14 protein-coding genes and 2 pseudogenes are annotated in these 15,799 nt (G+C 42.2%); 4 read left to right on the forward strand and 12 right to left on the reverse strand.

Going from position 1 to position 15,799, the window contains the following annotated elements; genetic code table 11:
- Window positions 1-222: hypothetical protein (locus AABK37_RS26035; RefSeq protein ID WP_432554410.1), on the reverse strand; the 222-nt coding region annotated here is incomplete at its 3' end.
- Window positions 223-455: 233 nt separating this feature from the next.
- On the opposite strand from AABK37_RS26035, the gene AABK37_RS26040 reads away from it, so the two are divergent.
- On the forward strand, window positions 456-851 hold the full coding sequence (locus AABK37_RS26040; RefSeq protein ID WP_432554411.1) for a hypothetical protein: 396 nt from the start codon (window positions 456-458) through the stop codon (window positions 849-851).
- A gap of 8 nt (window positions 852-859) precedes the next feature.
- On the opposite strand, the pseudogene AABK37_RS26045 reads toward AABK37_RS26040, so the two are convergent.
- Window positions 860-1,033: pseudogene (locus AABK37_RS26045) on the reverse strand (helicase-related protein); the annotation flags it as partial.
- 309 nt (window positions 1,034-1,342) lie between these two features.
- Entirely contained in the window at window positions 1,343-1,816 is a 474-nt protein-coding gene (locus AABK37_RS26050) for an Lrp/AsnC family transcriptional regulator (RefSeq protein ID WP_432554412.1), read from the reverse strand.
- Window positions 1,817-1,955: 139 nt separating this feature from the next.
- Here AABK37_RS26050 and AABK37_RS26055 point away from each other — a divergent pair, with 139 nt between their 5' ends.
- Window positions 1,956-2,726, forward strand: a complete 771-nt coding sequence (locus AABK37_RS26055; protein WP_432554413.1) for a TauD/TfdA dioxygenase family protein — start codon at window positions 1,956-1,958, stop codon at window positions 2,724-2,726.
- A 26-nt stretch (window positions 2,727-2,752) separates the two neighbouring features.
- Entirely contained in the window at window positions 2,753-4,024 is a 1,272-nt protein-coding gene (locus AABK37_RS26060) for an FAD-dependent oxidoreductase (protein WP_432554414.1), read from the forward strand.
- An 18-nt stretch (window positions 4,025-4,042) separates the two neighbouring features.
- Here the strand turns inward: AABK37_RS26060 and recG are convergent, their stop codons facing one another.
- From recG to rpsB, 6 genes and pseudogenes are all read right to left on the reverse strand, one after another.
- The gene (gene recG, locus AABK37_RS26065) at window positions 4,043-6,643 is read right to left on the reverse strand and encodes an ATP-dependent DNA helicase RecG (protein ID WP_432554415.1); all 2,601 of its coding nucleotides are present in this window, start codon (window positions 6,641-6,643) and stop codon (window positions 4,043-4,045) included.
- A gap of 27 nt (window positions 6,644-6,670) precedes the next feature.
- The gene (locus AABK37_RS26070) at window positions 6,671-7,726 is read right to left on the reverse strand and encodes a hypothetical protein (protein ID WP_432554416.1); all 1,056 of its coding nucleotides are present in this window, start codon (window positions 7,724-7,726) and stop codon (window positions 6,671-6,673) included.
- Between the two features lie 20 nt (window positions 7,727-7,746).
- Window positions 7,747-8,781, reverse strand: coding sequence for a DNA cytosine methyltransferase (locus AABK37_RS26075; RefSeq protein WP_432554417.1), 1,035 nt, complete (start codon window positions 8,779-8,781; stop codon window positions 7,747-7,749).
- A gap of 20 nt (window positions 8,782-8,801) precedes the next feature.
- Window positions 8,802-9,656, reverse strand: a pseudogene (locus tag AABK37_RS26080) (NgoPII family restriction endonuclease).
- Between the two features lie 144 nt (window positions 9,657-9,800).
- Complete coding sequence (gene tsf, locus AABK37_RS26085; protein ID WP_432554418.1) at window positions 9,801-10,742, reverse strand: translation elongation factor Ts; 942 nt, start codon at window positions 10,740-10,742, stop codon at window positions 9,801-9,803.
- Between the two features lie 139 nt (window positions 10,743-10,881).
- Window positions 10,882-11,679 carry a 30S ribosomal protein S2 gene (gene rpsB, locus AABK37_RS26090; protein WP_432554419.1) on the reverse strand — a complete coding sequence of 266 codons (798 nt, stop codon included), beginning with the start codon at window positions 11,677-11,679 and terminating at the stop codon, window positions 10,882-10,884.
- Window positions 11,680-12,156: 477 nt separating this feature from the next.
- Between rpsB and AABK37_RS26095 the strand changes: the two genes are divergently transcribed.
- The gene (locus AABK37_RS26095; RefSeq protein WP_432554420.1) at window positions 12,157-13,569 is read left to right on the forward strand and encodes an ATP-binding protein; all 1,413 of its coding nucleotides are present in this window, start codon (window positions 12,157-12,159) and stop codon (window positions 13,567-13,569) included.
- Window positions 13,570-13,577: 8 nt separating this feature from the next.
- Here the strand turns inward: AABK37_RS26095 and AABK37_RS26100 are convergent, their stop codons facing one another.
- The 3 genes from AABK37_RS26100 to AABK37_RS26110 form a co-directional block, all read right to left on the reverse strand.
- A complete protein-coding gene (locus tag AABK37_RS26100) occupies window positions 13,578-13,739 on the reverse strand; it encodes a hypothetical protein (protein WP_432554421.1) in 162 nt (53 codons plus the stop codon).
- 27 nt (window positions 13,740-13,766) lie between these two features.
- A complete protein-coding gene (locus AABK37_RS26105) occupies window positions 13,767-14,723 on the reverse strand; it encodes a glycosyltransferase family 2 protein (RefSeq protein ID WP_432554422.1) in 957 nt (318 codons plus the stop codon).
- A gap of 296 nt (window positions 14,724-15,019) precedes the next feature.
- Window positions 15,020-15,748, reverse strand: coding sequence for a hypothetical protein (locus tag AABK37_RS26110; RefSeq protein ID WP_432554423.1), 729 nt, complete (start codon window positions 15,746-15,748; stop codon window positions 15,020-15,022).
- Between the last annotated feature and the right edge of the window lie 51 nt (window positions 15,749-15,799).

Below are 15,799 nucleotides of genomic sequence, written 5' to 3' on the forward strand. Positions count from 1 at the left end.
GAGTTCACCGGAGCGGTCTTTGAGTTCACCGGAGCGGTCTTTGAGTTCACCGGAGCGGTCTTTGAGTTCACCGGAGCGGTCTTTGAGTTCACCGGAGCGGTCTCCCTTAAAACTTTTATCATCTAGTGATGAGATATAGCAATTCTCGGTTACGTGAGGTACACCCGTAAGGGCACGGCAGTGCCGTGCCCCTACACGCGACGATATAATGTTGTACCGCATCTGAATGGTAACTGCTATATAGCGGTAGCCACAAAGCTTAGGACATGTTGAATGGCTAAAACAACGTAATATCAATAATCAACCTTCTCATAAGTGCCTCCTGCCTTCTGCTATACCGGAAAATTACTGGTATCACCTGAAAAGTTTATATCAAAAATTGTGAGTTACCCTGAACCGGAATGCGGTTTAACTGAGGCAAGCTAGCTCTAGAAGTATCTTAAAGAAATAAATTTATGTCTCGTCTAAAACGCACATCCCGTATTTTAGAAAAAGCTCAGTTAAGATCCGCTGGACTCAAATCGATTGTTCCAAACATCAAATTTGATGAAGATTATAGTCTGGAAAAACTGATTGAGTCAATTGAGCAGTTACGTAACAAACTTGATGTTTATAATACGGCTCTGTCTGCGGTTGATTCTTCTAAAACAGAGATTGAAGAGATGGAAAAAAACTTGAGTCAGCTTTGTGAGAAGATGCTGATGGTGGTTGCTATCAAGTATGGCAAAGACAGCCGCGAATATGAGATGGCAGGTGGTGTTCGCAATAGCGATCGCATCCGCAAAATCAGGTCGAGTCGCTTAAAAAATGTTGCAGAGCAAGCATCAGATGAGAATGTGAAAACTGCATAGTAGCGACATAAACAGTAGGATTGCGCTCCACCCCGACCGACACGTCCCCACAATTGATGCAACTGAGATAAGCCGAAGCGTTCTGCATTTTTAATGAGTATGATTGTAGCATTTGCAATGTCTACACCGACTTCAACGACGGTGGTAGAAACGAGAATTTGAGTTTGGCGATCGCGGAATTTATAGCTATAGCTTTTTTTAAATTTGGCATTTTGGATTGGAGCAAAATGACGCTCAATCACGTCAAAATTGACCCACCCATCAAGCGATCGTAACGATACTTCAACAAAGAATTAATTGCGAATCCAAATGCAACTGAATTGAACCTAGAGCATATTCTCCATCCTGGCTAGACACGGGATTTGACGGGCTGCAACGTCATGATTTAGGATTAGGACTTACGCACTCGTAACCACAAAACAAGATTTTGAGATTGCTTCCTATCGTCGCAATGACGGAAATTTGTAGTTCGTGCGTAAGTTTTGAGGATGTTATGCTTCAGGGAAGATACCCTGATCAATTGTCCGTCCAACGACGGGAACTGAAAGCACTATTGAAGTTGTGACAGTGGCAAAAGGAATAAAGCGATCGACCAATTGCTCTAAGTGACTAATAGAAGTTACTGATACCTTGGCTAGATAATGATCGCTACCCGTCACGCGATAGCAAGATTCTATCTCTGGACGCTCACGCAAAAGCGATCGCACTTCATCGCAGCGATGTCCAAAAGATTTGATAGTGATAAATGCCATTATCGGCAATCCTAGTTTTTCCAAGTTTAATTCTGCACGATAGCGAGTAATAACCCCAGCTTCTTCCAAACGTCGGACTCGTTCCGCAACAGCCGGCGAGGACAACCCTACCAGCTTTCCCAGTTCTTTGAAGGGAATGCGGGCGTTTTCTTGTAAAATCGCCAGAATCTGCCAACTCGTTTCATCAATCAGCTTTTGTGAGTTATCAATCATAACTTTAATTTTATAAGTAAAAGCCTATAAAGACAGTTTTATCTTAAGTTAATACCTGGAAATGCTTTATTTTAAGTATTTATTTACACAGAATATCTTTATAAAATAAATACATGAAACGAGTTAGAGGTATTTATCAATGCATACCCAATCTAAAATTATGATTCGTCCTCTCACGCCATTTTTGGGAGCCGAGATTGAAGGAGTAGATGCTTCTAAGGAAATAACACCTGATATACTTGCTCAACTCAACTCGACGCTGATTGAACATCAGCTACTCGTTTTACGCCACCAAAACTTGAGCGTTGAGCAACAAATTGCCTTTAGTCGTAACTTTGGTGAGCTCGAACAGTTCAGCCCCCATCCCCACTATTTGAACTATCCGGAAATCTTTCCCGTTTCCAACCGCGAAGAAGATGGTTATCCCAATGTGGGACATTACTGGCATCACGACGGCTCATTTTTAGAAACGCCAACTAGTTTATCGCTGTTTTACTTTCTCGAAGCACCGCTTCAAGGTGGGGATTTTCTCTTTAACAATATGTATCACGCCTATGAAACCTTGCCAGAAACTCTCAAAAAGCAAGTGGAAGGGTTAGAGACAATTCACCGTAATGGCGTTGTGCATTCTTTGGTGCGAAAACATCCGATAACTGGACGCAAAGCGCTTTACATCAACATGGGGCTGACGGTGGGAATTGTCGGACTTTCTCATCAACAGAGCGTTGGTATTATTCGCGATTTGAATCGTCATCTCAATCAACCGGAGTATGTGTATCATCACAAGCTGCAAGTGGGAGATTTGATTATTTGCGATAACGCATCTGTTGCTCATTTTGCTACCTACGCAGACCCGCAATATCCCCAACTACAGCGACGCACCACAGTTAGCGGCACAGTCAAGTTTTAATAATCAGTTTGCAGGATTGAGGCAAGATGCAGAATTTAGACAGACAGAGAAATTCAAGAAAAGTACGGCTTTACGGTCAGCCTAATTCCGCAGAAGCTTATGAAATTCGTGATTTTCTCAATCGCAGTGTTGTTGAATTTGACTGGGTTGAATTAACTTGTGATGATGATTGCCAAAGAGAACTTGGACTTCCATCCCTAAGTAATATTCGATTACCAGTAATTCAACTGCCAGATGGCACACAGATGTTTGCTCCTACTGTCCGAGAAATTGCTCATCGGCTGGGGTGGGTGACTCAGCCAAGATTTAAAGAGTATGATTTGTCGATTTATGGTGCGGGTCCTGCCGGGTTAAGTGCTGCCGTTTACGCGGCTTCCGAGGGTTTGCGTACTGTTCTCATTGAGCGACACGCGATTGGAGGACAAGCAGGTACTAGCTCATTAATTGAGAATTACATGGGATTTCCCGAAGGAATTGGTGGGGCTGAATTAGCTGAACGAGCGCGTCAGCAAGCGGTTAAGTTTGGTGTCGAACTGTTGCTGATGCGCGAAGGCATTAAAGCTGAGTTTAAGAATAATCGCATCTATGTAGACATGGCAGATAACAGCAAAATGATTGCACGGGCAAATATTTGTGCGACTGGTGTAGAGTATCGACGGCTCAATCTTGCCAACGAAGACCGATTTTTAAATGTAGGCTTGTTCTATGGTGCGGGAGCCAGCGAAGCACCTATGTGCCAAGACCAACACATCTTTGTGATTGGTGGTGGTAATTCAGCAGGGCAAGCTGTGATGTATTTCTCTCGCTATGCCAAAAAAGTGACAATGCTAATTCGTGGTGGTAATCTTGGAGCCACGCTTTCGCAGTATCTCATCAACCGAATTACTAATACTAGCAATATTGAAGTATGGTTTAACACTGAAGTTACTGGTCTTGATGGTGATACATCACTGCGCCAAATTGAAATTACCAATTGTGATGGCAGTGTGCAGAAAATCGATACGCAACGTCTGTTTGTTTGTATTGGGGGTGCGCCAAATACTGAATGGGCAAAGGACACTAATATTATCCGCGATCGCTCTGGTTATCTAGTCACTGGTTCGGACTTACTTAAAGATGGTCATCCCCCGTCAGGTTGGACACTCGACCGTGACCCCTTTTTCTTAGAAACCAGCGTTCCCGGCTCTTTTGCTGCTGGTGATGTCCGACATAACTCGATCAAGCGGGTTGCTTCGGCAGTTGGTGAAGGTGCTATGGCTGTGACTTTAGTTCATAAATATTTAGAGGAAACAACTTAATACAGAAACTATGACGACTTACGTCAAAATTGACCCACCCATCAAGCGCTCATAGCGATACTTCAATTCTTCTTTCATCAAATACCAACGCTCTAAAGTTGCATCTATTTCTATCACCTTTTCGGCTGCTTCCCGCGCTAATAATAAAACTTCTTCATCTTCAACTAAACTTGCTAAGGTAAAATCTGGCACACCCGATTGACGAGTTCCCAAGACTTCACCCGGACCGCGAAAACGCATATCCATTTCCGAGATGAAAAAGCCATCCTGGGACTGTTCCAAAACCTTCAGCCGTGCTTCTGCATCAGGGCTTCGAGAATTGCTCATCAACAAACAGTAGGACTGCGCTGCACCCCGTCCGACACGTCCCCGCAATTGATGCAACTGAGATAAACCGAAGCGTTCCGCATTTTCAATGAGCATGACTGTAGCATTTGGGATGTCTACACCGACTTCAACGACGGTGGTAGAAACGAGAATTTGAGTTTGGCGATCGCGAAATTTACTAATTGCTTCATCCTTCTCAGCCGAACTCATCCGACCGTGCAACAATCCCACCGAAAACTCTGGAAAAATGCTTTCTTGTAGCTTTTGATGCTCCTCCACAGCCGATCGCAAATCCAATTTCTCTGATTCTTCCACCAACGGCAAAACTACATAAATTTGCCGTCCTTGAGCGATTTCCCGGCGGATTAAATCGTAAGCTTGGGTACGTTCCTTACTCGTCAGCATTGTTGTCTGTATCTTCTGCCTTCCCGGTGGCAATTCATCAATCTGACTCACATCTAAATCGCCGTGTATCGTCAGCGCCAGCGTTCTCGGTATGGGAGTGGCTGTCATCGTTAACACATGAGGTTGCTCGCCTTTTTGCTGCAAACGCGCCCGTTGCTGCACCCCAAAGCGGTGCTGTTCATCTATTACCACCAAACCGAGTCTATGGAAAATTACCGGGTCTTGAATTAAGGCGTGTGTTCCCACTAACAAAGGTAATTCACCCGTTGCTAGTTGCGCGTGAATTTGTCGCCGTTTTGCTACCTTTGTGGAACCTGTCAGTAATTCTACTGGTAAATGCAACAGATTAAACCAGCTAACTAACTTGCGATAATGCTGTTCTGATAAAACTTCGGTGGGAGCCATCAGCGCAGCTTGATAACCTGATTGAATTGCAGCGATAATGGCAATTACCGCGACAACAGTTTTACCAGAACCGACATCACCTTGTACTAGACGATTCATCGGTGCGGGTTTTTGTAAGTCGTTGAGGATGTCGTTAACAACTCTGGTTTGAGCGCCGGTGAGTTTAAAAGGCAATATTTTGTGGAATTCTTCGATTAACTCACCTTTGGGAGCGAGAATAGCACTGGTTTGTATCGCTCGTGCTTGATGCTGACGTTGCAGTAAACTTAGTTGCAAATAGAAAAATTCATCGAAGACGAGACGACGACGGGCAACTTTGAGAATGTCGCTGTCTTTTGGGAAATGAATGTTAGCGATCGCATCTTTCAATTCCATCAAATTATACTTCTGCCGCAAACCACTGGGCAAAGGATCTTTCATATGAGCCGCAGATGGTAAAGCAGCAATTACCGCGCTTCTGACCACATTCGCCGCTATACCCTCTGTTAAGGAGTAAATCGGCACCACTCGACCAATATTTAAAGACTCAATCGGATCTCCCGGTTGTGCCAAAACTTCTAGTTCTGGATTATCCAGCGTCAAGCCGTATTTACCGCTTTTCACCAACCCACACGCTGCGACAATACTACCTTCTGCGTAACGACGCTTTAAAGTTTCCTGCCAACCGCGACTGGTAAAGCGCGTACCCGCAAAAAAGCGGCTAACTTTGATTTTGCCAGTATTATCTTGCAACTGTATGTCTAAAATCATTAATTTCTTGTTACGGGGACTAACATAACAGTTGCAACTTTTTACCTTTGCCACTATCGTCACCGTCTCGCCCCCCTGCAACTCGCGGATACTCACCTGACGCGCATAATCAATATGGTCGCGAGGAAAGTAATATAGCAAGTCGCGCACGGTGTATAAACCAAGACGCTCTCCTAAATTTAGCGCTTTTCTGACTCCTATTTCTGGTAACTCGTGCAATTTTTGGTCAATTTTCGGCGCAAGTAACCGACTCACCTCCGCAACGATAGGAGATGTATTGGGGAGTGGGAGAGGGGGGGATGGGGAGAGGGGGGGATGGGGAGAGGGGGGGATGGGGAGAGGGGGGGATGGGGGGAAAGAATTGTTCTCCTTGTCCCCTTGTCTCCTTGTCTCCTTGTCTCCTTGTCCCCCCTGTCCCCCTGTCCCCCTGTCCCCCTGTCCCCCCTGTCCCCCTGTCTCCTCCTTTTGCAGTTGGTAAAGATACCTGCGAGTTTCTGCTATTAAGTGTTGTCTATCTTCTGACACCAGATTTGGATAGCTTGCAAATTGAGCTGCTAATTCTTGCCAGCGCCGGCGTTCACTACTTGGCAGCACACCGGGGAATTTCCCAAAAGTTAGGGTGAGAAACTCACTAAAGCGGTATTGTCTGCCCATCATGTCTGTAAAGCCTTGTTCTGCTTCTATTGTTAAGGCTTTCTGCAATCGTGTCCAATCTGGTGTGTCATTAGTCATTGGTTATACAAGTGAGGAGTTCTAACTTTATTCAAACCAACTAGCACGCCATGCGGCTTCAGCTTCGGCTACTGATAGCTCTCGGTGCTTTTTTTGATACTCGCGCCCTAAATTGTTTAGCTGAACTAAGATACTGCGAATCTGCTTGCGTGCAGACGAGAGTGTGAGGTCAGCAAATTCAATTTCCGCAAGTCGCATGTTAATAGCCACGATCTGTGTCAGGCTTGATTCTTCAGGCTTCTGTTCATTTTCAATTTCAATTACCAAGTTTAATAGATTAGGCGGTGCTGGAGTTACATCCGCAGATGCTTCTGATACAGCCGCTGCCGCTTCTAAAATCGGTTCTGGTAATTTATTTGGTAATATTCTCGCTTTTTGTAATAAAAGATTTGCGTCACGGGAAAGTTTTTTCAGCGTTTCTTGCGTCACTCCTTCTAATTGCTGTTGCCATTTTGCTACTTCTACTGGGTTACATGGGTCTTCAGGGAAAGCTGGGGGAGTTGGGGTAGAGACGTTTCGACGCAACGTCTGTAAGGGAATTGGGGGAATTGGGGTAGAGACGTTCCCTCGGAACGTCTGTACGGGAGTTGGGGAAGTAAGGGAGGTAGGGGAAGTTGGGAAAGTAGATGGAGTTGGGAAAGTCGAAGGAGTTGGCGACAATGAGGACACTCCCTCACCTGCCTCATCTGCCTCATCTACCTCATCTACCTCATCCTCCTCATCCTCCTCATCTCCTTCATCTTCCTCATCCTCCTCATCTACCTCATCCTCCTCATCTCCCTCATCTTCCTCATCTGCCTCGTCACTTTCCATATAACTGAGTAACTGTTGAGCTGCTTGTTGACCTAACTTGCGGAGGGCTTGTTGTAATTGTTGCCGTTGATTCAATGACAATTTTAAAAAGTTGTCGGGATGTCCTTGGGTACACAGGTAATAACTTGCCTGAATCAATTGCTGTTGCACAGCTTGCCCCAAGATTGTTAGATAATTTGTATAAGCAGAAGAAAGTTGTGTTGCGATCGCTTCAATCGCCTCTTCCATTGCTATAATATCCCGTTCAATTCGCTCGATCGCTCTCGCCATAGCTTTAAAACCATTCTTCTTCAATTATAAAAAGCAGCAAAATTTGCATCCAGATTGCAACAACCTAACTCTTTATACTCTTGAATATCGGCAAATATCTTCTCAGCAATTATTCTTGCCATATTTACAGGAACAGCATTGCCAACCATTTTATAGCCATCAGCAATATTACTATATTTCCAAATAAAATCATCGGCAAATGTTTGTATTCTAGCACATTCTCGTATGGATAATCTTCTATATGGCAATGGTGAATTAAAATCAAAAATCCATTTATCCTTGGCAATAAATAACATTTTATTAGCTTGAGGATGTATAGGAGCGTGTCTACCTCCTGCCTGAACTGTAAAAGAGGGTTCATCCCAACTTCTTACTCTATTTCTCGACATATAAATACTTGAAAATCCCATATCTATATATTCATGATTAGCTACCGAACAGCTATTTTCATCTTGTTTCATGCCTGCTTTTATTGGCGTTTTTAATCTCAAATCATCTATTGCATCTCTAAGAGTAAGAATTTTCTTACTACCATTGGGAAATTTAAATACTCTTCCAATATCCTCACGGTATCCAATGATTATTACTCTTTTTCTATCCTGAGGTACGTTGAAGTTCTTACTATTTAACAATTTGTAAGTAACTTCATATCCTGCATCTTTAAACTGATATAATATTTTTGTAAAAGCTTGTATATGTTTTTGTGCAAGAATTCCACTAACATTTTCGGCTAGAAAAAAAAGAGGCTGTTTATCTCTGATTATTCTAATGTAATCGTAAAACAATTGACCTCTTGTATCATTAATTCCACGCCCAGCACCAGCCTCACTCCAACTTTGGCATGGAGGACCGCCAATTATACCGATACAGTCGGGAATTTCTGATGATTTTATCTGTTTTATATCTCTTTTATCTAGCTTTGTCTTCGGATGGTTGAATTCATATGTTTCCCAAATAGACTTGTCATATTCATTAGCCCAAATAACATTAAATCCTGCTTGAGAAAAACCTAAATCTAAGCCACCACATCCAGAGAACAAAGACACAATATCCATTGCTATTTATAACATTAATATCAGGTTTTGTAATTTAAAACTTTAGCAGAAACTAAATCATCCGGATTATTTGGCGATTGAATTTCTATGTCTTTAATACTAAACTCAGGTTCCGACATAGTTTCTAAATTAGCTATATCTGTATCTGAAAAAGATAAATATTTGTTTTTTGTCATAATAGCAATCATTTGAAACCTAGTATTAATATCAAAATCTATATTAAGGTAATCATAAACATTAACGGGATTTTCTATTCCCCACATTCCCCTAATTCTCAAATATGTTATCCCTAAAGGATCTATTTTATTGATTCTTCCTAACTCCTTAGTTTCCGAAAATTCAACATCTTGTATTTATCGAATTCCAGTTGCGATTTTTTTCCTAATCCTTTCATATACCTCTCTATCAGCCGCATAACAGTCACCAGATATAAACCACAGCCGCCTTAACCTACTATCCCTAACTACTCCAATAACATAAGTTAAGTCTTTCTCTTCCCAATTTCCTCCATCAGAATTTCGACACTCTTTTGTAATCATTGGGCTATCAGATAAAAGTTTTGACTTAGGATAAGAACTATTTAAGTGAATTCCAGAATTTAACGATTCAATTTTTTTTACTTCAACGGCATCACCTTGTTTGAGAATTAAATCTGGTGGATTATTCTGATTCCCAAGGTACGAAAATACTTGAGAATATTTTAATACTTTTATACTCTCATCAGTTTCATGAAGGCTATCTGCAAATATATCTTTAACAAAAACCTCTAAAGCATCACCAATACCATTAATTCTATTTTTACCTTTGTAATAACTTAGCAAATCTGAAATAGGATTATCCACAACAGTTTTTATTGCTTGTAGTAAATTTGCCATGTTCTTGCGTAGCAAATATAAAATAACTATTTCTCTATGATAAAGGCTCAAAAGAAAGACAGGTCAACCATACCAGATTGACCTGCCCTTTAAAAAGTCATTAGTCATTTGTCGTTCATCTTTACCTAATGACCAATGACCAATTTACTTAGTGCCCATTTGTGCGGCGACTTCTTCAGCAAAGTTGCTTTCTTGCTTTTCAATGCCTTCACCCAGCACATAGCGAACAAAGCGACGCACTTCGATGTCTTCGCCTAGTTTAGCCTTGACTTGCTTCACCAAGTCTTCGACAGAAATACTTTGGTCGCGAATGTAAGGCTGATCCATCAAAGCCATTTCTTTCAGGCGTTTTTCAATTCGTCCCTGAACAATCTTTTCTTTGATGTTTTGTGGCTTGTTACCCAAGTCATCGCGTCCCATTTCAATGTCTTTTTCTTTTTGAGCAACTTCTGGGGGGACTTCGTTGACGTTGACATATTCAACGTTGGGACAAGCAGCAACTTGCATGGCGATGTTCCGTGCCAAGCTTTGAAACTCTTCTCGACCGGAGGGTGCATCAGTTTTACTCTTCAGTTCAACCAAGACACCGACGCGACCACCAGTGTGAATGTAGCTGTCTACAATTCCTTGTGTTTCTTCAATAGTAAACTTAACGAAGCGACGCACCTGCATATTTTCGCCTAGTGTGGCGATCGCTTGCTTGATGAATTCTTCGACTGTTACACTTTTATCTTCGATGTAAGGTTGAGCCAGCAAAGACTCAACGTTTTGGGCGGTTGCTGCTTGCTGTGCTAAGTTCTTCACAAGACTTTTAAAAGCCTCGTTCCGGGCGACAAAATCTGTTTGACAGTTGACTTCTAATAGCACACCAACTTTTCCACCAGGTTGAATATAAGTGTCTACTAGACCTTCTGCCGCGATGCGATCGCTTTTTTTACCCGCCGAAGCGATGCCTTTTTGTCGCAACCAATCGATGGATTTTTCTATATCTCCATCATTTTCTTTCAACGCCTTTTTGCAGTCCATCATGCCTGCACCGGTTTTTTGGCGTAATTCTTGGACGACTTTTGCAGATATTTCCGCCATGTTGCCTCAATTCCTACAAGACTTACAGTTGTAATCGCTCACGGGTGTTCAGTATTTCTATCTTACTCGGCGCAGGGGTAGAAAACCCCTACGCTCTTGCGGGAAAAATCCGCCCTTCATATGGTGGGAAAACCCCGCCCTACGATTCTTCTTCCTCTTCGTCGGGAATTACCGAGTCAGTATACTCGCTTTCGTCGTAGTCTTCGTCATACTCACCACCGTCGTAATCTTCATCTTCGTATTCTGCATCCAACTGACCGTGACGACCTTCGTAAATGGCATCTGCCAATTTACCAACTATCAGCTTGATAGACCTGATGGCATCATCATTTGCTGGAATTGGAACATCTACTACATCTGGGTCACAGTTTGTATCCAACATGGACACAATCGGAATCGAGAGTTTTTGGCATTCTTGAACTGCGTTATACTCGCGCTTTTGATCGACAATTACCACAATATCTGGCACTTTCCGCATTGATTTAATGCCGCCCAAATATTTCTGTAGCTTTGCCATTTCCCGACGCAGCATTGAGGCTTCTTTTTTGGGCAATAAATCTAAAGCGCCTGTTTCTTCGCGGCGTTCCAAATCTTTGAGCCGATCTACCCGTGTTTTGATTGTCGTCCAGTTAGTCAGCATTCCGCCTAACCAGCGCTGGTTGATGTAATGCGAACCACAGCGAGCCGCTTCTTGAGCAATGATTCCCGCTGCTTGGCGCTTGGTGCCAACAAAGAGGAATTTCTTGCCTTGTTCTGCTTGCGATCGCATATAAGTATAAGCATCTTCCATCAACTGGGCTGTTTGCACCAAGTCGATGATATGTACTCCATTACGCGAAGTGTAAATGTAAGGAGACATTTTCGGGTTCCAACGTCGGGTCTGATGCCCAAAGTGAACCCCAGACTCCATCATCTGAGCCAATGAAACAACTGGCATATATTTTTAACTCCTATTCGGGTTAAACCTCCATCCGAGCGTATTTCCCTAATTGGAAACACCCGAACTCCCGGATGTGCGAGATTAGACAACCCTTCTAGCATATCACAAAAAATTGCCAATTTTCAAATAAAAACTCTCAAATTACGTGTTTGTGCTGTTTTTTCTTTACAGGCGATGAAAGTAAGCTCAGTCTTTAAGTAAAAACACTATCTTTTGATTGATATATGACCAACTTTGAAGTCAAAAGTTAAAATGAGCGCCTGAATTTTGTGCAAAGCTGCGGTTGACAAAAGGTAGCTATAATTACATTATATATATTTTTAAGCAGAAAAAATACGGATGAAATTAAAAATGATTCTTTATTGAATCGAACGTACTTATTCGTAAAGATATTCTGACTCCTAACTGTACAGACGCTTTGGTTCCGGAGCGTCTCTACTTCTGACTTCTTCTCAAATACTATCCAGTCGGTAAATGAAACAACCACCATTGCCTGCAAATGAGCAGGATAGGCTTAAGGCATTAGAACGATATCAAATTCTTGATACCGATCCGGAATCAGCATTCGATGATTTGACTGCTTTGGCAGCGTATATTTGCGGCACTCCGATTGCCTTAGTTAGTCTAGTTGACGATCGCCGGCAATGGTTTAAATCAAAAGTTGGTTTAGAAGTAACAGAAACTCCTAGAGAATTGGCTTTTTGCGCTCATGCTATATGTCAGCCAGATAAAATGCTGATTGTGCCAAATGCGCTAGAAGATGAGCGTTTTGCTAGCAATCCGCTGGTGAGTGCCGATCCCAATATTCGATTTTATGCCGGCGCACCCCTGATTACACCTGATGGTTTTGCGATCGGCACCCTTTGCGCTATTGACCGCGAACCGCGAGAACTCGACCCAGAAAAGATTGCAGCTTTACAGGCTCTTAGTCGTCAAGTCATCAGCCAGCTGGAACTAAAAATTAATATAGCCAAATTAAAGCACAATATTAGTAAGCAAGTGCAAGTAGAACAAAATCTACGCGGTACTAATCAGCGGTTAACCCAGATTTTAAATAAGTTGCGGCAAACTCAAGTCCAACTGATTCAAAGTGAAAAAATGTCCAGCTTGGGTCATTTAGTTGCTGGTATAGCTCACGAAATTAATAATCCTGTCAATTTTATTTATGGTAATCTCAGCTATGTTAATACTTACGTTAAAGACTTACTGAATCTGCTAACTCTTTATCAACAACACTACCCAAATCCGAATGATGAAATTCAACGTCAAGCGAAAACAATAGATGTGAACTTTTTAGTAGAAGATTTGCCGAATATTTTATCTTCTATGGAAATCGGTACTGAGCGGATTAAAGAAATTGTTTTGTCTTTACGCAACTTTTCTCGGTTAGGTGAATCTGAAAAGAAACTTGTCGATCTGCATGAAGGAATTGAGAACACTATATTAATTTTGCGGCATCGACTCAAGGCAACAGCAGAACATCCTAATATTCAAATTATTAAAGAATATGGTAATATTCCCCAGGTAGAATGCTATGCATCACAACTGAATCAAGTATTTATGAACATCTTGAGCAATGCTATAGATGCTCTGGAAGAATCAGTTGTAAAAACACAAAATCCAAAACCAAAGATTAGAATTCGTACTGAAATTTCTCGCTCTAATTATGTGGTGGTAAAAATCGCTGATAATGGCGCGGGTATTCCGGAAAAAATTCAAGCACGCATATTTGACCCGTTTTTCACTAGTAAGCCAGTCGGAAAGGGTACAGGTTTAGGACTTTCAATCAGCTATCAAATTGTGGTTGACAAGCATGGCGGTACACTTAAATACAAAACAAAACCAGATAATGGCACTGAGTTTTGGATTGAAGTTCCTGTTAAGTAGGTTGGGTGTTAGTTGATAGTGGGCATTGGGCATTGGGTAATGGGCATTGGGCATTGGATAATGGGCAATAGGTAATGGGTAATGGGTAATAGGTAATGGGAATAAAAAGAAGCTAGACGTATTTCGATACCCAATGCCCGATGCCCCATGCCCAATGCCCGATGCCCCATGCCCCATGCCCGACTATCCACTATCCACTAACTACCAACATTTTTGTGCTGAAGTTCGCCGTAAGCTGCATAAACTCCTTTGACGTTATACCAATTTAGAAAAACTCGAGCTATTTCTAAAGCTAATTGAGGTTTACCTAAATTAATTAGCCAGCGCAAAAAGGGCGCCATTGTGTGTTCGTTAAGTGTGCCGTTGAGTGAGAGAATTCCCCAAAGTAAGCGATGCAACCATGTCATTTGAATCATCATTCGCACTTCCCAGGTTGGATGCTTTTGATAAAATAAAACTCCCATGCGTCCGCGTTGAATTTCTTTGTCAATTAAGCTCTTAATTTGCTCTAAGTTAAATGGTGGATGCCAATGATAACCGACTGCTTCTGGACATTTAATCAGCTTTAAACCGAGTTCTTTGAGTCTTACGCCTAGTTCTAAGTCTTCCCAACCATAGAGTTGAAAGCGAGTGTCAAATAGTCCAGATTTTTCTAACCAATGTTTGGGAATGGCAACATTACCTGTAGCAAAAAATGCAGCGGAAAAATCGGTGATTTTATAAGGTTCGGCGGTGGGGTTGTCAAAATTGCAAGTGTTAATTACTGCACCGTAGGTAAAGAAGCGATCGCTTCCTAATTTCTCTCGTCCCTCTATCAATGCAGCCTCATGAGCTTGCAGAAAATTCTCAAGTACTACTAAATCGCTATCAATAAAAATAATTATGTCACCTTTTGCCTTTTCTACTCCTAAATTGCGAGCAGCAGCAGGTCCAGCGTGGTTTTGTTGAAAAACTCGCACATGAGGAAACTCGCTTTGGTTTGCTTCCAACCATGACAATGTGCCATCAGTAGAACCATCATCCACCAAGACAACTTCGTAATCAGTAAAAGCATCACTCAGTTTCTGTACTTCTAAGGCTTTGAGGCACTTTTCTAAAATCGGCTGGCGATTGTAAGTTGGAATAACAACGCTAAAAAACACACTCTCACCCACAACACTATGTATCCATCTCCAGGATAGGACAGTAGTGGCTCTGAGACTGTTCCTTATTCGATGCGTGGATTTTTAACTCTCGCTTCGTTGCTATCCTGCCTGAGAATAAATTCTCAGGCTAATAGCTCAAGTCTACTAAAGTAGACTCAAATCATTTATCAGTCGTCTTTAGACGACTTCGGCTTTAAGCCTGGGATTTAAATCCCAGGCTGGATAACGGTGGAGGCGATAATTTTATTATTTACAATCCGGTGGGTAACGCTCATCACCTTCAAAGGGGGTGAGGGTGACGAACATTAACCGAATGTATTTTTATTCCGTTGCCGGCGCAGCAGTAAACCTGTACCAATTACACCTATACCGACTAAGGTTGTAGTGGCTGTTGGTTCCGGAACTTTCTTAGGAGTTTGCACAAAGAATTTCAACGTTGCCTCACCTACAACAGGAGTTCCTGGAGGTGCAGTAGGATCGAGTTTGTCTTGTTGGATAAAGGTTATTTTGCCGCTAGCGTTCTCAAATATGCCGGCTCCCCCGGTGAGGGTTATTTCCCCACCACCCATGACTGTGTTGTTCGCAAAGTTAATTGTAGCCGTGTCGTTCGCTGTTCCAAACACTTTATTAGGATTATTGCCAGCGTTAAAATACACGTCTCCTAATATAGTTTGGTTTTTTAAGCCAAACGCGGCTGGATCTGCACTAAATTGAAACTTTTGGCTAGTCTCGGTAGACTCTATTAATTTTCCATATGTATTACTTTCAAAGTTAGTCAACCCGTAAAGAGCGTCTTTACTCTCACCTGTGACGGTTGCTCTGAAGATACCCTCACCTAAGTCGGTTCTGGGTTGAAGCGAAAATAATGTTTTGTATGTTACATCAAAGTTAGTAGTAGTTTGGGCGATAGCGAAGCGCTGCGGCGTTCGCGGAGCGTCTCGTAGAGAAGCGCCGATCGCGCTTTTTACATTTGACCCCAAACCAACTAATGTTAAGGCTACTGGAATAAGCCATGCAATACGTGAACGAAGCATAATTTACCTGTCTTTATTTCTAAATATACTTAGTAAGAATATTAACAGGTA

This window comes from Tolypothrix sp. VBCCA 56010, from assembly GCF_050875635.1.
Classification (GTDB): domain Bacteria; phylum Cyanobacteriota; class Cyanobacteriia; order Cyanobacteriales; family Nostocaceae; genus Hassallia.